General features: G+C 70.7%; 19 protein-coding genes. 16 read left to right on the plus strand and 3 right to left on the minus strand.

Annotation, left to right across the window (positions count from 1 at the left end; translation table 11 throughout):
• The first annotated feature begins 239 nt into the window (after window positions 1-239).
• The 3 genes from rplM (at window position 240) to glmM (ending at window position 2,755) form a co-directional block, all read left to right on the plus strand.
• On the plus strand, window positions 240-683 hold the full coding sequence (rplM, locus tag ACH492_RS30720) for a 50S ribosomal protein L13 (protein ID WP_307661663.1): 444 nt from the start codon (window positions 240-242) through the stop codon (window positions 681-683).
• 44 nt (window positions 684-727) lie between these two features.
• A complete protein-coding gene (gene rpsI, locus ACH492_RS30725; protein WP_327325497.1) occupies window positions 728-1,255 on the plus strand; it encodes a 30S ribosomal protein S9 in 528 nt (175 codons plus the stop codon).
• A gap of 141 nt (window positions 1,256-1,396) precedes the next feature.
• Window positions 1,397-2,755, plus strand: a complete 1,359-nt coding sequence (gene glmM / locus ACH492_RS30730) for a phosphoglucosamine mutase (RefSeq protein WP_398991201.1) — start codon at window positions 1,397-1,399, stop codon at window positions 2,753-2,755.
• 80 nt (window positions 2,756-2,835) lie between these two features.
• Here the strand turns inward: glmM and ACH492_RS30735 are convergent, their stop codons facing one another.
• On the minus strand, window positions 2,836-3,783 hold the full coding sequence (locus ACH492_RS30735) for a DUF389 domain-containing protein (protein ID WP_398991203.1): 948 nt from the start codon (window positions 3,781-3,783) through the stop codon (window positions 2,836-2,838).
• 47 nt (window positions 3,784-3,830) lie between these two features.
• Window positions 3,831-4,826: a type I pantothenate kinase gene (gene coaA, locus ACH492_RS30740; RefSeq protein ID WP_398991205.1), complete on the minus strand. Its 996-nt coding sequence runs from the start codon at window positions 4,824-4,826 to the stop codon at window positions 3,831-3,833.
• Between the two features lie 161 nt (window positions 4,827-4,987).
• Between coaA and ACH492_RS30745 the strand changes: the two genes are divergently transcribed.
• From ACH492_RS30745 to ACH492_RS30785, 9 genes are all read left to right on the plus strand, one after another.
• Window positions 4,988-5,992, plus strand: a complete 1,005-nt coding sequence (locus tag ACH492_RS30745) for an ATP-binding cassette domain-containing protein (RefSeq protein ID WP_398991374.1) — start codon at window positions 4,988-4,990, stop codon at window positions 5,990-5,992.
• Window positions 5,989-6,798 carry an ABC transporter permease gene (locus ACH492_RS30750; RefSeq protein ID WP_398991207.1) on the plus strand — a complete coding sequence of 270 codons (810 nt, stop codon included), beginning with the start codon at window positions 5,989-5,991 and terminating at the stop codon, window positions 6,796-6,798. The genes ACH492_RS30745 and ACH492_RS30750 overlap by 4 nt, the downstream gene beginning before the upstream one ends.
• Window positions 6,799-6,819: 21 nt before the next feature.
• Window positions 6,820-8,667 carry a glutamine--fructose-6-phosphate transaminase (isomerizing) gene (glmS, locus tag ACH492_RS30755; RefSeq protein WP_398991209.1) on the plus strand — a complete coding sequence of 616 codons (1,848 nt, stop codon included), beginning with the start codon at window positions 6,820-6,822 and terminating at the stop codon, window positions 8,665-8,667.
• Window positions 8,664-9,032 carry a holo-ACP synthase gene (locus tag ACH492_RS30760; protein ID WP_307661658.1) on the plus strand — a complete coding sequence of 123 codons (369 nt, stop codon included), beginning with the start codon at window positions 8,664-8,666 and terminating at the stop codon, window positions 9,030-9,032. The genes glmS and ACH492_RS30760 overlap by 4 nt, the downstream gene beginning before the upstream one ends.
• A gap of 4 nt (window positions 9,033-9,036) precedes the next feature.
• Window positions 9,037-10,479 carry an NAD(P)H-hydrate dehydratase gene (locus ACH492_RS30765; protein WP_398991211.1) on the plus strand — a complete coding sequence of 481 codons (1,443 nt, stop codon included), beginning with the start codon at window positions 9,037-9,039 and terminating at the stop codon, window positions 10,477-10,479.
• 149 nt (window positions 10,480-10,628) lie between these two features.
• Window positions 10,629-11,780, plus strand: coding sequence for an alanine racemase (gene alr, locus ACH492_RS30770; RefSeq protein ID WP_398991213.1), 1,152 nt, complete (start codon window positions 10,629-10,631; stop codon window positions 11,778-11,780).
• 10 nt (window positions 11,781-11,790) lie between these two features.
• Window positions 11,791-13,017, plus strand: a complete 1,227-nt coding sequence (locus tag ACH492_RS30775; RefSeq protein ID WP_398991215.1) for an alpha/beta fold hydrolase — start codon at window positions 11,791-11,793, stop codon at window positions 13,015-13,017.
• Window positions 12,989-13,537 (plus strand): tRNA (adenosine(37)-N6)-threonylcarbamoyltransferase complex ATPase subunit type 1 TsaE, encoded by a 549-nt coding sequence (gene tsaE / locus ACH492_RS30780; RefSeq protein WP_398991217.1) that lies wholly within the window; start codon window positions 12,989-12,991, stop codon window positions 13,535-13,537. The genes ACH492_RS30775 and tsaE overlap by 29 nt, the downstream gene beginning before the upstream one ends.
• Before the next feature lie 184 nt (window positions 13,538-13,721).
• Window positions 13,722-13,904 carry a hypothetical protein gene (locus tag ACH492_RS30785; protein ID WP_398991219.1) on the plus strand — a complete coding sequence of 61 codons (183 nt, stop codon included), beginning with the start codon at window positions 13,722-13,724 and terminating at the stop codon, window positions 13,902-13,904.
• A gap of 45 nt (window positions 13,905-13,949) precedes the next feature.
• On the opposite strand, the gene ACH492_RS30790 is transcribed toward ACH492_RS30785, so the two are convergent.
• Entirely contained in the window at window positions 13,950-14,504 is a 555-nt protein-coding gene (locus ACH492_RS30790; RefSeq protein ID WP_398991221.1) for a L,D-transpeptidase, read from the minus strand.
• A 101-nt stretch (window positions 14,505-14,605) separates the two neighbouring features.
• On the opposite strand from ACH492_RS30790, the gene tsaB reads away from it, so the two are divergent.
• From tsaB to ACH492_RS30810, 4 genes are read left to right on the plus strand one after another with little or no spacing between them, the layout of a single operon-like run.
• A complete protein-coding gene (tsaB, locus tag ACH492_RS30795; RefSeq protein WP_398991223.1) occupies window positions 14,606-15,259 on the plus strand; it encodes a tRNA (adenosine(37)-N6)-threonylcarbamoyltransferase complex dimerization subunit type 1 TsaB in 654 nt (217 codons plus the stop codon).
• Window positions 15,260-15,300: 41 nt separating this feature from the next.
• Window positions 15,301-15,753, plus strand: coding sequence for a ribosomal protein S18-alanine N-acetyltransferase (rimI, locus tag ACH492_RS30800; RefSeq protein WP_398991376.1), 453 nt, complete (start codon window positions 15,301-15,303; stop codon window positions 15,751-15,753).
• 3 nt (window positions 15,754-15,756) lie between these two features.
• Window positions 15,757-16,854, plus strand: a complete 1,098-nt coding sequence (gene tsaD / locus ACH492_RS30805; protein ID WP_398991225.1) for a tRNA (adenosine(37)-N6)-threonylcarbamoyltransferase complex transferase subunit TsaD — start codon at window positions 15,757-15,759, stop codon at window positions 16,852-16,854.
• A complete protein-coding gene (locus tag ACH492_RS30810; protein ID WP_398991227.1) occupies window positions 16,851-17,117 on the plus strand; it encodes a hypothetical protein in 267 nt (88 codons plus the stop codon). Before tsaD ends, ACH492_RS30810 begins: the two co-directional genes overlap by 4 nt.
• Window positions 17,118-17,150: the final 33 nt, after the last annotated feature.

Raw genomic sequence — 17,150 nt, forward strand, 5'->3', positions numbered from 1 at the left:
GACCCGCCCGGGGGAGCGCGGGTATTCTTCTGGTTCGTTATGCGTATTGGCTTGCTCTATCTCACGTGAGGGGCCCTTACGCCGGTCCACCGGGCCGATGACCAGCGGCAGGCACTCGGGTTGCGTCCCCGTAGCGCCGCCAAGGCTGTCGTGATCGTCCGGGTGGCCCAGTCAGGACCCTTCCCCTAAGCCCTGGGGCTTGGGGAGGCCCCATCACTGAAGAAGCGAAGGCTACGACCGTGCGTACGTACAGCCCCAAGCCCGGCGATGTCACGCGCCAGTGGCACATCATCGACGCGCAGGACATTGTCCTGGGCCGTCTGGCGACTACGGCAGCGAACCTCCTCCGGGGCAAGCACAAGCCGATTTACGCCCCCCACATGGACATGGGCGACTTCGTCATCATCATCAACGCCGAGAAGGTTCACCTCTCCGGCAACAAGAAGACCCAGAAGATGGCGTACCGCCACTCCGGGTACCCGGGTGGTCTGCGCTCCGTCCGCTACGACGAGCTGCTTGCCAAGAGCCCGGAGAAGGCTGTGGAGAAGGCCATCAAGGGCATGATCCCCAAGAACACCCTGGGTCGTCAGATGCTCTCGAAGCTGAAGATTTACGCGGGCGCCGAGCACCCGCACGCTGCTCAGCAGCCGGTCCCGTTCGAGATCACCCAGGTCGCGCAGTAGTTCCGGCCACCCCCTAAGACGTACAGAAAGATCTGAGGAGAATCGTGGCCGAGACCACTGCAGAGACCCCCGTCGAGGGCACCGAGGCCGAAGAGACCTTCGCCGAGGTGACCACCTTCGAGTCGGAGGTTCCCGTCGAGGGCGAGTACACCAGCGAGTCGCTGGCGTCCCGCTTCGGCGACCCCCAGCCGGCCGCCGGCCTGGGCCGTCGCAAGAACGCCATCGCCCGCGTCCGGATCGTTCCGGGCACCGGCAAGTGGAAGATCAACGGTCGCACCCTTGAGGACTACTTCCCCAACAAGGTGCACCAGCAGGAAGTCAACGAGCCCTTCAAGGTGCTCGAGCTCGACAACCGCTACGACGTCATCGCCCGTATCTCGGGTGGCGGCGTCTCCGGCCAGGCCGGCGCCCTGCGCCTCGGCGTGGCCCGCGCCCTGAACGAGGCGGACGTGGACAACAACCGCGCCCCGCTGAAGAAGGCCGGCTTCCTCTCCCGCGACGACCGTGCGGTCGAGCGCAAGAAGGCCGGTCTCAAGAAGGCTCGCAAGGCCCCGCAGTACAGCAAGCGCTAAATCGCACGCTGGCCTGTACGGCTTTCGTTCGCCCCGGCGGCACTCCGTGCTGTCGGGGCGTTCGTTTATCGACAACCTCGGGCGTATAACGGGCTATGGCGCTCAGAGGCTTGCATTTTCGGAGCATTTCGGAGGACAGCTGTGGGACGACTCTTCGGCACGGACGGCGTGCGCGGTGTCGCCAATGCGGATCTGACGGCGGAGCTCGCGCTCGGCCTGTCGGTCGCTGCGGCGCATGTGCTCGCCGAGGCGGGGACCTTTGAGGGACATCGGCCGACCGCCGTGGTCGGACGTGATCCGCGTGCGTCGGGAGAGTTTCTGGAGGCCGCCGTCGTGGCGGGTCTCGCAAGCGCGGGCGTGGACGTCCTGCGCGTCGGTGTGCTGCCCACCCCCGCAGTGGCGTACCTCACCGGTGCGCTGGGCGCCGACCTCGGTGTGATGCTCTCCGCGAGCCACAACGCCATGCCGGACAACGGCATCAAGTTCTTCGCGCGCGGCGGGCACAAGCTCGCCGACGAGCTCGAGGACCGTATCGAGACGGTGTACGAGCAGCACCGGACCGGTGCGCCGTGGGAGCGGCCGACCGGCGCCGGCGTCGGACGCGTGACGGACTACGACGAGGGCCTCGAGAAGTACGTCGCCCACCTCATCTCCGTACTGCCGAACCGGCTTGACGGGCTGAAGGTCGTCCTCGACGAGGCGCACGGCGCGGCCTCCCGAGTCTCGCCCGAGGCCTTCGCGCGGGCCGGGGCCGAGGTCGTCACCATCGGCGCCGACCCGGACGGGCTCAACATCAACGACGGCTGCGGGTCGACCCACTTGGGTCTGCTGAAGGCCGCAGTCGTCGAGCACGGCGCGGACTTGGGTATCGCGCACGACGGCGACGCCGACCGCTGCCTGGCCGTCGACGGTGCGGGCGAGGAAGTCGACGGGGACCAGATCCTGGCTGTGCTCGCCCTCGCGATGCGCGAGGCCGGGGCGCTGCGCAAGGACACCGTCGTCGCCACCGTCATGTCCAACCTCGGCTTCAAGCTGGCGATGGAGCGCGAGGGCGTACAACTGGTGCAGACCGCGGTCGGCGACCGGTATGTGCTTGAGTCGATGAAGGCCGAGGGGTACGCGCTGGGCGGCGAGCAGTCCGGGCACGTCATCGTGCTCGACCACGCGACGACCGGCGACGGCACGCTCACCGGCCTGATGCTGGCGGCGCGCGTCGCCGTTACGGGCCGCTCGCTGGCCGACCTGGCGGGGGTCATGGACCGGTTGCCGCAGGTGCTCATCAATGTGCCGGACGTGGACAAGTCGCGGGTCAACACCTCGGCGGAGCTGGCGGGCGCCGTCTCCGAGGCGGAGCGCGAACTGGGCGCCACCGGTCGCGTACTGCTGCGCCCGTCGGGTACTGAGCCGCTCGTACGGGTAATGGTGGAGGCCGCCGACATCGAGCAGGCCCGCTCGGTGGCCGGACGACTGGCTGACGCGGTGAAGTCCGCGCTCGGCTGACCTGATCACGCAAAGTGATACGCCGCCCGGCCCCGTGGAGGGGACGGGCGGCGTATCGCGTATCGCGCGTAGACCGCGTATCAGTGCAGCGACTTGGCCGCCGTACGCTCCCGCTGCTTCGCCCAGAGGAACTTCTGGGCGAGCAGCGTCAGCGTGCCCGCCAGCACAATGCCCAGCAGATTGAGCAGCAGTTGCTCCGTCGAGCCCCACGCCTGCTTGTACTCCTGGAAGCTGAAAGCCACCGCCGCGTTCGCCGCCGCCGGGACGGTGGTGACCGAGATCGCAACGCCCACCAGCGCACCCGACTTCGCCGAGGTCAGCGAGAGCATGCCGGCAGCGCCCGCCAGGACCGCGACCACGAACGAGAACCAGTCAGGGCGGTAGATGAAGTTGGTGTTGGGACGTTCCGCCGCCAGCATCTCCGGCTCGAAGAGGTCCACCCAGTCCATGAAGTAGCTGAAGACCACCGTCGCGAGCATCGCCGCTGCGAAGCCCACGATCAGCGCCAGGAACGAGCGCCACGCCAGGCGCGGGGCGCGCTGCACCAGCGCCGTGCAGAGGCCCGCCAGCGGGCCGAACTCCGGGCCCACCGCCATCGCGCCCACGATCAGGATCGCGTTGTCGAGCACCACGCCGCACGCCGCGATCATCGTCGCCAGCGTCAGGAACGCGATGTAGGTGACCGAGAGTGTCGACTCCTCGTGCGTCGCGTCCGTCAGGTGCTCCCACAGGACCGCGTCCACGCCCTCGCCCGGAGCCTCTTCCTCCGCCTTGTCGGCACGCCTGGACAGCGACAGATCGATGTTCTCGACGGCGATCGAGCCGAACTCGTCGATGCCGAGCGCGCGCAGGCCGCCGATCAGTTCGTCGCCGGCCTCGCGCGCGGCATCGCACATCACCAGGTCGCCCGGGGGATTGCGGGCGGCGCCGGGCACGACGGCGAGGTGTGTCGTGCCGACGGTCTTCTCGATCAGCCGGACCACTTCGGTGGTGCGGTCGGCCGGGGTGATCAGGCGAAGGTGCAGCACGCAGGCGGCTCCTCGGAGTTGGCGCCGGAGTTGCGTCGGAGCACGCGTCAGAGCTTGCGCAGGGACAGGCGCTGGACCTTGTGGTCCGGGCCCTTGCGCAGCACCAGCGTGGCACGGCCGCGCGTCGGAGCCACGTTCTCCAGCAGATTGGGTTTGTTGATGGTGCGCCACATCGTACGGGCGTAGTCCAGCGCCTCCTCCTCGGAGACCTGCGTGTACTTCCGGAAGTACGAGAACGGGTTCTGGAACGCCGTCTCGCGCAGCTTGCGGAAGCGGTTGAGGTACCAGGTCTCGATGTCCTCGGGGCGGGCGTCGACGTACACACTGAAGTCGAAGTAGTCGGCGAGGCCGACTCGCGTGCGGCCGTCCTTGCCGGGCAGGGCCGGCTGGAGGACGTTGAGGCCCTCGACGATCAGGATGTCGGGGCGGCGGACGGTGAGGCGCTCGCCCGGCACGATGTCGTAGATCAGGTGGGAGTAGACCGGGGCGGTGACCTCGTCCTTGCCCGCCTTGATGTCGGCGACGAAACGGGTCAGGGCGCGCCGGTCGTACGACTCGGGGAACCCCTTGCGCGACGTCAGGCCGCGGTCCTGGAGCTCCTTCATGGGCAGCAGGAAGCCGTCGGTGGTGACCAGCTCGACACGCGGGTGCTCGGGCCAGCGGGCCAGCAGAGCCTGGAGCAGACGGGCGACGGTGGACTTGCCGACCGCGACCGAGCCGGCGACTCCTATGACGAAGGGGGTGCCGCGCTGCTCGCCGTGGCCATTGCCGGCTTCGCCCAGGAAGGTGTTGAGCGCGCCGCGCAGACCGGCGGTGGCCTGTACGTACAGATTGAGCAGGCGGGACAGCGGGAGGTAGACGTCCCGCACCTCGTCCAGGTCGATGACGTCACCGAGACCGCGCAGCCGCTCGACCTCCTCGGCGGTGAGGGGGAGCGGAGTTTTCTCGCGCAGGGCGCTCCACTCCGCACGGGTCAGGTCGACGTACGGCGTCGACGCGTGCTCGGCCCGGCGGTGGGCGCTTCGTGGCGGCGAAGAGATCACACGGTCATTGTCGCGGTTTCATGGGCGCCGTGGCGGGTGGGATCGGTCACGCGCGCGGGGCGCCTGGCGCAGACGACGAGGGTGGAATGTCAGTGGCGTACGTCACAGTTGTGGAAGGAGTGGGCGCCGACCCGGCCCCCGCCGACCCCGAGGGGAATCCCATGACGTACGCGATCCAGGCGGAGGGCCTGGCCAAGCGGTTCAAGGAGACCCGGGCGCTGGCCGGAGTGGATCTGGCGGCCCGTACCGGCACGGTCCTCGGGCTGCTCGGGCCCAACGGGGCGGGGAAGACGACGGCGGTGCGGATCTTCGCCACACTGCTCCGGCCCGACAGCGGCAGAGCGTTCGTGGCCGGTCATGACGTGGTGAAGGAGGCCGGCGTGGTGCGCTCGCTCGTCGGCCTGACCGGGCAGTACGCCGCGGTGGACGAGAATCTGACCGGCACCGAGAATCTGCTGCTCATCGGTCGGCTGCTCGGCCTGCCGAGGTACGAGGCGAGGGCGCGGGCCGCCGAGTTGCTGGACCGCTTTCAGCTCAGTGATGCGGCCGGGCGCGCGGTGAAGACTTTCTCGGGTGGGATGCGGCGGCGCCTCGACCTGGCGGCCAGCCTGGTCGGCCGGCCCAGGATTCTCTTCCTCGACGAGCCGACCACCGGTCTCGATCCGCACAGCAGAGGCGAGCTGTGGGACATGCTGCGCGGCCTGGTCGCCGACGGGGTGACGGCGCTGCTGACCACCCAGTATCTGAACGAGGCGGACCAGCTCGCCGACGACATCGTGGTGATCGACAAGGGCAGGGTCATCGCCGAAGGCACCCCCGACCAGTTGAAGTCCCAGGTGGGCGGACAGGTGCTGCAGGTAAGGCCGGTGCGAGCGGTGGACCTGGCAAGGGCGCATCTGCTGGTGGCCGAGGCGGCGGGCCCGCAGACCCAGATAGAGGGCGAACTGATCACCGCTCCGGTGAAGGACCCCGAGTTGATGCCCGCGGTCGTCCGGCGGCTCGACCGCGAGGGAATCGCGGTGGGTGAGCTGACGTTGCGGCGCTCCTCGCTGGACGAGGTGTTCCTGGCCCTGACCGGACACCGGGCGGAGCCCGAGCGACCCGACGACGCCGACGACGCAGGGCCGGACGAGAGCGAGCTGGCGAAGGCGGTGAGCTCGGCATGACCGCGACGACGATCACTGCCCCGCTGACCAAGTCGGGCCGGGTGCGGCCGCTGGCGGCGCTCCAGCAGACACTCACGATGGCCTGGCGGAGTCTGGTTGCGGTCAAGCACAACCCGCTGGAGCTGGTGGACTACAGCATCACTCCGATCATGTTCGTGTTCCTCTTTACCTATGTGCTCGGCGGGCAGATGGCCGGCTCGCCCCAGGAGTATCTGAAGTACGCGCTGCCCGGGATCATCGTCCAGAACACGCTGTTCATGACGATGTACACGGCGATGGCGCTCAACACCGACCTGACCAAGGGAGTCTTCGACCGGCTGCGCAGTCTGCCGATAGCCCGGTCCGCGCCGCTCGTCGGACGGATCACGGCGGACCTCGCCAAGCATGTGTGGGCGATGCTGCTGATGATCGGGCTCGGCCTGGCGCTGGGGTTCAGGATCACCGGCGGCCTCGACGGATTCCTGCTGGGCGCGCTGCTGTTGGTCGTCTTCGCGGCGGCGGTGTCGTGGAGCGCGGTGCTCATCGGGATGCTGGCGGGCGACGCGGAGAAGGTGCAGGCGTTCGCCTTCACACTGATCTTCCCGATCACCTTCACCAGCAGCGCGTTCGTCCGCGTCGACACGATGCCGGGCTGGCTCCAGGCGTGGAGCGACGTCAATCCGGTCACTCATCTGTCGGACGCGTACCGAGGTCTGCTGCTGGGCGGCGAGGTGGCCGAGCCGGTGCTGTGGTCGCTGCTGTGGGCCGCCGGGATAGCCGCGGTGTTCTACCCGCTGGCGATGCGGGCGTACCGGGCGAAGGCCTGACGGGGGTCGTAGGCTGCGGACATGTGCGGAATCGTGGGTTACGTCGGCGGACAGTCGGCGCTTGATGTGGTCGTCGCGGGCCTCAAACGGCTCGAGTACCGGGGCTACGACTCGGCCGGTGTGGCGGTACTCGCCGACGGCGGGCTGGCCGCGGCGAAGAAGGCGGGCAAGCTCGTCAACCTGGAGAAGGAGTTGGTGGACCGGCCGCTGCCGACCGGGTCCACCGGCATCGGGCACACCCGGTGGGCCACGCACGGCGGGCCGACCGACGCCAACGCCCATCCCCATCTGGACAACGCGGGGCGCGTCGCCGTCGTACACAACGGGATCATCGAGAACTTCGCGGCGCTGCGGGCCGAGTTGGAGACACGCGGGCACGAACTGGCGTCGGAGACCGACACCGAGGTCGTGGCGCATCTGCTTGCGGAGTCCTTCTCGTCGTGCGGGGGCCTGGCCGAGTCGATGCGGCAGGTGTGCCTGCAGCTCCAGGGCGCCTTCACGCTGGTCGCCGTGCACGCGGACGAGCCGGATGTGGTGGTCGGTGCGCGGCGGAACTCCCCGCTGGTGGTGGGCGTTGGGGAAGGTGAGGCCTTCCTCGCGTCGGACGTGGCCGCGTTCATCGCCCACACGCGATCCGCGATCGAGCTGGGGCAGGATCAGGTGGTGGAGCTCCGCCGGGACGGCGTGACGGTCACCGACTTCGACGGTGCGCCCGCTCAGGTGCGGACGTACCACGTGGACTGGGATGCTTCCGCGGCCGAAAAGGGGGGCTATGACTACTTCATGCTCAAGGAGATCGCCGAGCAGCCCAAGGCTGTCGCCGATACGTTGCTCGGGCGGATCGACGCCGGCGGGTCGCTGACGCTCGACGAGATCCGGATCCCGGTGTCCGTGCTGCGGGAGGCCGACAAGGTCGTCATCGTCGCGTGCGGCACCGCCTTCCACGCCGGACTGATCGCCAAGTACGCCATCGAGCACTGGACCCGCATCCCGTGCGAGGTGGAGCTGGCGAGCGAGTTCCGCTACCGGGACCCGATCCTCGACCAGCGGACGCTGGTGATCGCGATCTCCCAGTCCGGCGAGACCATGGACACCCTGATGGCTCTGCGGCACGCGCGCGAGCAGGGCGCGAAGGTGCTGGCCATCTGCAATACGAACGGCTCGACGATTCCACGCGAGTCCGACGCTGTGCTGTACACGCACGCGGGTCCCGAGGTCGCGGTCGCGTCGACCAAGGCGTTTCTGACGCAGCTGGTGGCCTGTTATCTGGTGGCGCTGTATCTGGGGCAGGTGCGCGGCACCAAATGGGGCGACGAAATCCAGGCCGTCATCCGGGACTTGGCGCAGATCTCGGGAGCGGTCGAGCGGGTCCTGGAGACGATGGAGCCGGTACGGGAACTGGCGCGCTCGCTCGCCGGCAAGAACACGGTGCTGTTCCTGGGGCGGCATGTGGGCTATCCGGTGGCACTGGAGGGCGCGCTGAAGCTCAAGGAACTGGCGTACATGCACGCGGAGGGCTTCGCGGCGGGCGAGCTCAAGCACGGGCCCATTGCGCTGATCGAGGAGGATCTGCCGGTGGTGGTAGTGGTGCCGTCACCGCGTGGGCGTTCGGTGCTGCACGACAAGATCGTCTCCAATATCCAGGAGATCAGGGCGCGCGGGGCGCGGACGATCGTGATCGCGGAGGAGGGGGACGACACGGTCGTGCCGTACGCGGATCACCTGATCCGGATCCCGGCCACGCCGACGCTGCTGCAACCGCTGGTGTCGACCGTGCCGTTGCAGGTCTTCGCGTGCGAGCTGGCGACGGCGCGCGGCAATGAGGTCGACCAGCCGCGGAACCTCGCGAAGTCTGTCACCGTCGAATGATCATCGGGGTGGGGATCGACGTCGCCGAGATCGACCGGTTCGCCGCGACGATGCGGCGCACGCCAAACATGGCCGGACGGCTGTTCCTGGAGCGGGAGTTACTGCTGCCCAGCGGTGAGCAGCGGGGATACGCCTCGTTGGCGGCGCGGTTCGCCGCCAAGGAGGCGGTCGCCAAGGCGCTCGGCGCGCCCGGCGGGCTGTACTGGACCGACGCCGAGGTGTACGTCGAGGACAGCGGGCAGCCGCGGCTGCGGGTTCACGGGACGGTGGCGGCGCGGGCGGCCGAGCTCGGTGTGCGGTCCTGGCATGTGTCGCTCAGTCACGACGCGGGGGTGGCGTCGGCGGTGGTGATCGCGGAGGGTTGACCTTATGCGTACCGCTTACAGCGTGGAGACCGTACGGGCCGCCGAGACCGAACTGATGGCGAGCCTGCCACAGGGCGCCCTCATGCAACGGGCCGCTGCCGGGCTCGCCGCGGCCTGTGCGGATCTGCTGGGCCGGGTGTACGGCGCGCGGGTGGTGCTGCTCGTCGGAAGCGGGGACAACGGCGGCGACACGCTGTACGCGGGGGCGCGGCTGGCGCGGCGGGGAGCCGGGGTGTCGGCGGTCCCGCTGGGGGCGCGCATCCATGAGGGCGGCCTCGCTGCCCTGCGCGGCGCGGGTGGTCGGGTCGCGGACGACCCCTTCGAGGTGCTGGCCGCGGCGGACCTGGTGCTGGACGGCATCACCGGGATCGGCGGGCACGGCGGGCTGCGTCCTGACGCCCTGCCGGTGGCGCGCGCCGCGCGCGGGTCCAACGCGGTCGTCGTCGCGGTGGATCTGCCGAGCGGGGTGGAGGCGGACACCGGGGAGGTGCGGGGCGAGGCGCTGCGCGCGGATGCGACGGTGACCTTCGGTACGTACAAGCCGGGGCTGCTGATCGACCCGGCGAAGGAGTACGCGGGGACGGTGCGGCTCGTCGGCATCGGCCTGGAGCCGCATCTGCCGTCCGTGCCGGACCTCGAGGCGCTCCAACACGCGGATGTGGCTCGGCTGTTGCCGGTGCCGGCCGCGGAGAGCGACAAGTACCGGCGGGGTGTCGTGGGCGTCGTCGCCGGGTCCGCGCGCTACCCGGGCGCGGCGGTGCTCGCGGTCGCGGGCGCGCTGCGCGGCGGCGCGGGGGCTGTGCGGTACGTCGGGCCCGCGGCAGAGGCCGTGATCGCCCGGTTCCCGGAGGCCCTGGTCCACAGCGGACCCCCGTCGAAGGCGGGCCGGGTGCAGGCGTGGGTCGTCGGCCCGGGGCTCGGCGACGGTCTGGATGTCGTACAGGACGTACTGGACTCCGACGTGCCGGTCCTGGTCGACGCTGACGGCCTGCGGCCGCTCGACGCGTCGGCCCTGCGGGACCGAGGCGCGCCCACGCTGTTGACCCCGCACGCGGGGGAGGCGGCCGCGCTGCTGGGCGTTCCGCGCGAGGAGGTGGAGTCCGCGCGGCTCGCGTCCGTGCGGGAACTGGCCTCGCGCTTTGGAGCGACGGTGCTGCTCAAGGGCTCGACGACACTGGTCGCTGACCCGGACGGCGGCCGTTCCCCGGTCCGGGTGAACCCCATGGGCTCGCCCTGGCTGGCGACGGCCGGCAGCGGCGACGTCCTGTCGGGCCTGACGGGCGCGCTGCTCTCGGCGGGCCTCGACGCGCGCGACGCGGGCTCGGCGGCGGCGTATCTGCACGGCCTGGCGGCCCGCCACGCGATCACGGAGGGCGCGCCGATCACGGCGTACGAGGTGGCGCGGGCGCTGCGGTCGGCGTGGCGCGACGTGCAGGAGACGGGCTGACGGTGCAGGAATGACGGGCGGAGCGGCCGCGACCTCGGCGAAACCGCCCTCCGTTCCCCGAAACCGTGATCAACCGCACAGGTGCAGACTTGTTGAACTCCGCACCGGTTGTACGACCGCTGTCGTACCCCTCTGAGACACTGGGCCCGATGAGCCAGACACTGCCCCTGAGAGCCCGCGCCGAGATCGACCTCGCGGCCCTGCGCGCCAATGTGCGTGCGCTGCGTGCCCGCGCTCCCCGTGCTGCCCTCATGGCCGTGGTGAAGTCGGACGCGTACGGACACGGCATGGTGCCCTGCGCCAAGGCCGCGCTCGCGGCCGGGGCGACCTGGCTCGGGACCGCCACGCCGCATGAGGCCCTGGCCCTGCGCGCGGCCGGCATCCGGAGCAGGGTCATGTGTTGGCTGTGGACGCCGGGCGGGCCCTGGCGGGAAGGCATCGAGGCCGATCTCGACATGGCCGTGAGCGGCCTGTGGGCTCTCAGGGAGGTCACCGCCGCCGCCCGCGAGGCCGGGCGACCGGCGCGGATCCAGCTCAAGGCCGATACCGGGCTCGGGCGCAACGGCTGTCAGCCCGCCGACTGGCCCGAGCTCGTCGCCGCCGCACTCGCCGCCGAGGCCGAGGGCACCGTAGAGGTCACCGGGCTCTGGTCGCACTTCGCCTGCGCCGACGAGCCCGGGCACCCCTCCATCGCCGCCCAGATGGACGTGTTCCGCCAGATGGTGGCGTACGCCGAGAAGGCGGGAATCGAGCCCGAGGTCCGGCACATCGCGAACTCCCCGGCGACGCTGACCCTCCCGGAGACGCACTTCGATCTCGTACGGACGGGCATCGCGATGTACGGCGTCTCGCCCAGCCCCGAGCTCGGCACGCCCGCGGACTTCGGGCTGCGGCCCGTGATGACGCTCGTCGCCTCCGTGGCGCTGGTCAAGCAGGTCCCGGCGGGCCACGGCGTCAGCTATGGCCATCACTACGTCACCACGGACGAGACGACGCTCGGCCTCATCCCCCTCGGCTACGCGGACGGCATCCCGCGCCATGCCTCCGGCCGTGGGCCGGTCCTGGTCGGCGGCGAGTGGCGACGGGTGGCCGGCCGGGTAGCCATGGACCAGTTCGTAGTCGATCTTGGCGGGAAGAAGATCCCGGAAGGCACCGAAGCGCTGCTGTTCGGACCGGGCGACCGGGGCGAGCCGAGCGCCGAGGACTGGGCGCAGGCGGCGGACACCATCGCGTACGAGATCGTCACCCGCATCGGAACGAGAGTTCCGCGCGTCTTCCTGAACGAGGACCCCGACGAGTAGGAGCGGCACGGTGAGCGAGACCAGCACGGGGCCCGTAGTGGCCGCCGCGGCGACGGCTGCCACGACGGGCAACTGGCGCCGGGCGGGCATCGCAGGCGCCGCGATAGGCGTGATCGCCGCCGGCGCGGCGGCGGGCGTCGCGCTCGAACGCCTCACGGTCGGCCGAGGCATGCGCAAGAAGGCGCGGCTCGCGCTGGACGCGTCGGGGCCGTACGGCTCGCTGCGCGGCCTGCCGGGCAAGGCGATCGCCGACGACGGCACCGAGCTCTACTACGAGGCCGACGAGGTGGACCCGGAAGCGGGCGCCCCGCGCCGCCGCAGGCTCTTCGGCCGCAAGGCGCCCGCCCCGGTCACCGTCGTCTTCAGCCATGGCTACTGCCTGAGCCAGGACTCCTGGCACTTCCAGCGCGCGGCTCTGCGCGGCCTGGTGCGCACCGTGTACTGGGACCAGCGCAGCCACGGCCGGTCGGCCAGGGGAGCGGCCCAGTCCGGCGAGGACGGCGTGCCGGTCGCCATCGACCAGCTGGGCCGCGACCTCAAGGCGGTGATCGACGCGGCCGCGCCCGAGGGCCCGCTGGTGCTGGTCGGGCACTCCATGGGCGGGATGACGGTGATGGCGCTCGCCGACCATTTCCCCGAGCTGGTACGGGAGCGGGTTTCCGGAGTCGCCTTCATCGGCACCTCCGCCGGCAAGCTCGGCGAGGTCAACTACGGACTGCCGGTCGCGGGCGTGAACGCGGTGCGCCGGGTGCTCCCGGGCGTGCTCAAGGCGCTCGGCTCGCAGGCCGAACTGGTCGAGCGGGGCCGCCGCGCCACCGCCGACCTCTTCGCAGGCCTTATCAAGCGGTACTCGTTCTCGTCCAGGGACGTGGACCCGGCGGTGGCCCGGTTCGCGGAGCGGATGATCGAGGGCACGCCGATCGATGTGGTCGCGGAGTTCTACCCGGCGTTCGTGGAGCACGACAAGGCCGAGTCGCTCGAGATCTTCCGCGAGGTGCCGGTGCTCGTCCTGGCGGGTGACAAGGATCTGGTGACGCCGAGCTCGCACAGCGAGGCGATCGCGGACCTGCTGCCGGACTCGGAGCTGGTGATCGTGCCGGACGGCGGGCATCTGGTGATGCTGGAGCACCCGGAGGTGGTCACGGACCGGCTGGCCGACCTGCTGGCCCGGGTCGGCGCGGTACCGGCACCGGCTAACGTTGGCCCGTATGGAAGCACCGCACAGCCCGGCGGCTGAGAGCGCCACCAACTCCACCAGCGCCCCCCGCCCCACCAGCGCCGCCCGTCTCCCCGTCGAGTCCCCCGAGCAGATGCAGGAGTTGGGTCGCCGGCTCGCGAAGCTGCTGCGCGCCGGCGACCTGGTGATGCTCACCGGCGAGCTCGGCGCGGGAAAGACGACGCTGACCCGCGGCCTGGGCGAGGGCCTCGGAGTCCGCGGCGCCGTCACCTCCCCGACCTTCGTCATCGCCCGCGTCCACCCCTCGCTGACCGGCGGCCCTGCCCTGGTGCATGTGGACGCGTACCGGCTGGGCGGCGGCCTCGACGAGATGGAGGACCTCGATCTCGATGTCTCGCTGCCGGAATCGGTGGTGGTCGTGGAGTGGGGCGTCGGCAAGGTCGAGGACCTCTCGGACGACCGGCTGCAGGTGCTGATCCACCGGAAGGTCGGCGACACGGACGACGACCGACGCGAGGTCACCCTGACGGGCTTCGGCGCGCGATGGGCAATGGTCGACCTGGCCGCCCTGGGGGCCTGAGCCGTACTGCACCGGCGTATGCATGACTCCACCGGCGTATGCATGCCGTTGTATGCCGTCAGTGTGTACGTTCCGACAAGACGTCGGCAAAGTGTTGCGCAGGCCGTGCCGGGCGTGGTCACATGGTATCGAGCAGGTTAGGTCTGCCTAACCACGACTGCCCCCGGAGCCCCAGGAGGCGTCCATGTCGGCATCCGAGCGCGAATCCCAGTCACGGCAGCAGCCGGTGCGGCCGCAGGCACTGACGCCGTCGGCCCTGTCGATGCGCGATCTTCTGGCGTCGTGCGCGGCGGCCAGCGCGGTCTCCACTCCGCCCCGTGAGGAACGGCTCCCCGAGGAGCGTGAAACTCGGCGCGACGCCGCGTAGTCCGTACGAGCTACTGGCTACGAGCTACGAGCTACGAGCCACGGGCTAGGGGACGACGACGACCTTCGAGCCGATCGACGCGAACTCCCACATGGCGTCGCCGTCCGCCCGCTTCATCCGTACGCCGCCGGTCTTCTTGTCCGGGTCCGGGCTTGCCATCGACCCGTTCACAGCCGCGCTGAAGCCGATCGCAACATCGTCGACGCTCGCGAACCGCACCACATGCTCGATCGGCACCCCGTCCGACCCGGGGACGGTGCCGGACCGCGAGGTCACCGCGTACACACCGGGCGGCGGGCTGACCGTCGACGGCATGACCTCGAAGGTCCGCGTCAGCTTCCCGTTCTCGCCCACCAGCCACACGCGCCGCTCGAACAGCGAGTACACGACGCGCACGCCGACGCCCGACTTCGCGGGCAGCTCGAGCGGGTTCTTGGACTTGTGCTTGGGGCTGCCGGAGGCATGCGCGGACGGCACCGGGGTCTTGGGCTTGCCGAGCTGGTCGGGGGCGCTCGCCGACGCCTGGTAGGCGAGGAATCCGACGACGGCCAGAGCGGCCGCCGTGAGCCCGGCCACGAGTCCCGAGCTGCTCCGTGCCACCGTGCCCACCTTTCGAAAGTACGTATCCGTGGTGACGGTAGCAGCAGCCGCTTCCCTGGACGCGGCACCGTGCCCGGGCGCCGGAGCCGTAGGCTGTTTGCGTGCTCTTGCTCGCCGTTGATACCGCCACGCCCGCCGTCACCGCCGCCCTCCACGACGGCAATTCCGTCGTCGCCGAGTCCAGCCGCGTCGACGCCCGCCGGCACGGGGAACTGCTGCTGCCCGCCGTCGACCGCGTCCTGGCCGAGGCCGGGGTGAAGCTCGACGCCGTCACCGCCGTGGTGGCCGGCGTCGGCCCCGGTCCGTACACCGGGCTGCGCGTCGGACTGGTCACGGCCTCGACCTTCGGCTCGGCGCTGGGCGTTCCGGTGTACGGGCTGTGCACGCTGGACGGGCTGGCGTACGCCTCCGGTCTGGAGGAGCCGTTCGTGGTGGCGACGGACGCGCGCCGCAAAGAGGTTTACTGGGCGCGGTACGAATCCGCCCGCGGTCGCATGAGCGAGCCCGCCGTCGACCGGCCCGCCGACATCGCCGAGCACGTCGCGGGTCTGCCCGCGGTCGGCGCCGGTGCGCTGCTCTACCCCGAGACGTTCCCGGACGCCCGCGGGCCCGAGTATGTCTCGGCCGGTGCGCTGGCAGCGCTGGCCGCCGAGAAGCTGGCCGCCGGGGATGACTTCCTGCCGCCGCTGCCGCTGTATCTGCGCCGGCCGGACGCCCAGGTGCCGAAGAACTACAAGGTGGTCACGCCGAAGTGACCGACCCACCCACCGACCGACCCACCGCCGTGCTGCGTGAGATGCGCTGGTGGGACCTGGAGCATGTGCTTGCGCTCGAGCACGCGCTGTTCCCGGAGGACGCCTGGTCGGCCGGGATGTTCTGGTCCGAGCTCGCCCATGCGCGCGGCCCGCGGGCCACCCGCCGCTATGTGGTGGCCGAGGCGGAAGGGAAGATCGTCGGATACGCGGGCCTCGCGGCGGCCGGCGGCCTCGGAGACGTACAGACGATCGCCGTCGCCCGCGACCAGTGGGGCACGGGACTCGGCTCCCGGCTCCTGACCGAACTGCTGCAGCACGCCACCGCCTTCGAGTGCGACGAGGTGCTCCTCGAAGTGCGCGTGGACAACACCAGGGCCCAGAGGCTGTACGAGCGCTTCGGCTTCGAGCCCATCGGATTCCGCCGCGGCTACTACCAGCCGGGCAATGTCGACGCCCTCGTCATGCGGCTCCACGTACAAGGAACAGAGACTTAACTGATGGCTGACGAACCGCTCGTACTGGGCATCGAGACCTCCTGCGACGAGACCGGCGTCGGCGTCGTCCGCGGTACGACCCTGCTCGCGGACGCCGTCGCGTCCAGCGTGGACACGCACGCCCGGTTTGGCGGCGTGGTGCCCGAGATCGCGTCACGCGCGCATCTGGAGGCGATGGTTCCGACCATCGAGCGCGCCCTGAAGGACGCGGGCGTCTCGGCGAGCGACCTGGACGGCATCGCGGTGACGGCGGGGCCGGGCCTCGCGGGGGCGCTGCTGGTCGGGGTCTCGGCGGCGAAGGCGTACGCGTACGCACTGGGCAAGCCGCTGTACGGGGTGAACCATCTGGCCTCGCACATCTGCGTCGACCAGCTGGAGCACGGACCGCTGCCCGAGCCGACGATGGCGCTGCTGGTGAGCGGTGGCCACTCGTCCCTGCTGCTCGCGCCCGACATCACATCTGACGTACGGCCGATGGGCGCGACGATCGACGACGCGGCGGGCGAGGCCTTCGACAAGATCGCGCGGGTCCTTGACCTGGGCTTCCCGGGCGGTCCGGTGATCGACCGGCTGGCGAAGGAGGGCGACCCGGCGGCGATCGCGTTCCCGCGCGGCCTCACCGGCTCGCGCGACCCGGTGTACGACTTCTCCTTCTCGGGGCTCAAGACCTCGGTGGCCCGCTGGATCGAGGCCAAGCGGGCGGCGGGCGAGGAGGTGCCCGTACGGGATGTGGCGGCGTCGTTCCAGGAGGCGGTCGTCGATGTGCTGACCCGCAAGGCGGTGCGCGCCTGCCAGGACCAGGGCGTCGACCACCTGATGATCGGCGGCGGCGTTGCCGCCAACTCGCGGCTGCGGGCGCTGGCCCAGGAGCGCTGCGAGCGGGCGGGGATCCGGCTGCGGGTGCCGCGGCCGGGGCTGTGCACGGACAACGGCGCGATGGTGGCGGCGCTGGGGGCGGAGATGGTGGTGCGCAACCGGCCCGCCTCCGACTGGGAGCTGTCCGCGGACTCGTCGCTTCCGGTGACGGATCCGCATGTCCCGGGACACGCCCACGACCACGATCATGTGCACGAGACCAGCAAGGACAACCTCTACTCATGACGGTCGCGCTGATGTGGGAGGCCCGGGCCGTGCAGGGGCGGGGCGCGGAGCTGCTCGAATGGGCGCGGGCCCAGGAGCTGGCGCGTGAGCCGGTGCGCCGCGAGACGTTCCGGGCGCCTGGGGACCGGGTGCTGGTGATCACCTGGTGGGAGGGCACCGACGTGGGCGCGGAGCTGCCCGAAATCCCGGAGCCGGACGCCGAGTTGATCACACGGGCGGTGCACCGCTGGCGCTTCGAGTCGCTGGAGACCCTGCCGTCCTGAGCCGTCCTGAGCCGTCCGGTGGCCGCTCCGGCA

Origin of the sequence: Streptomyces sp. NPDC019443 (assembly GCF_044389785.1) — a bacterium.
Lineage (GTDB): Bacteria > Actinomycetota > Actinomycetes > Streptomycetales > Streptomycetaceae > Streptomyces.

Coding starts and splice junctions, on each gene's coding strand:
- glmS (WP_398991209.1), top strand. CDS start 6,820: ATGTGCGGAATCGTGGGTTACGTCGGCGGACAGTCGGCGCTTGATGTG.
- ACH492_RS30765 (WP_398991211.1), top strand. CDS start 9,037: ATGCGTACCGCTTACAGCGTGGAGACCGTACGGGCCGCCGAGACCGAA.
- ACH492_RS30760 (WP_307661658.1), top strand. CDS start 8,664: ATGATCATCGGGGTGGGGATCGACGTCGCCGAGATCGACCGGTTCGCC.
- alr (WP_398991213.1), top strand. CDS start 10,629: ATGAGCCAGACACTGCCCCTGAGAGCCCGCGCCGAGATCGACCTCGCG.
- ACH492_RS30810 (WP_398991227.1), top strand. CDS start 16,851: ATGACGGTCGCGCTGATGTGGGAGGCCCGGGCCGTGCAGGGGCGGGGC.
- ACH492_RS30785 (WP_398991219.1), top strand. CDS start 13,722: ATGTCGGCATCCGAGCGCGAATCCCAGTCACGGCAGCAGCCGGTGCGG.
- rimI (WP_398991376.1), top strand. CDS start 15,301: ATGCGCTGGTGGGACCTGGAGCATGTGCTTGCGCTCGAGCACGCGCTG.
- tsaE (WP_398991217.1), top strand. CDS start 12,989: ATGGAAGCACCGCACAGCCCGGCGGCTGAGAGCGCCACCAACTCCACC.
- tsaD (WP_398991225.1), top strand. CDS start 15,757: ATGGCTGACGAACCGCTCGTACTGGGCATCGAGACCTCCTGCGACGAG.
- ACH492_RS30745 (WP_398991374.1), top strand. CDS start 4,988: ATGACGTACGCGATCCAGGCGGAGGGCCTGGCCAAGCGGTTCAAGGAG.
- ACH492_RS30750 (WP_398991207.1), top strand. CDS start 5,989: ATGACCGCGACGACGATCACTGCCCCGCTGACCAAGTCGGGCCGGGTG.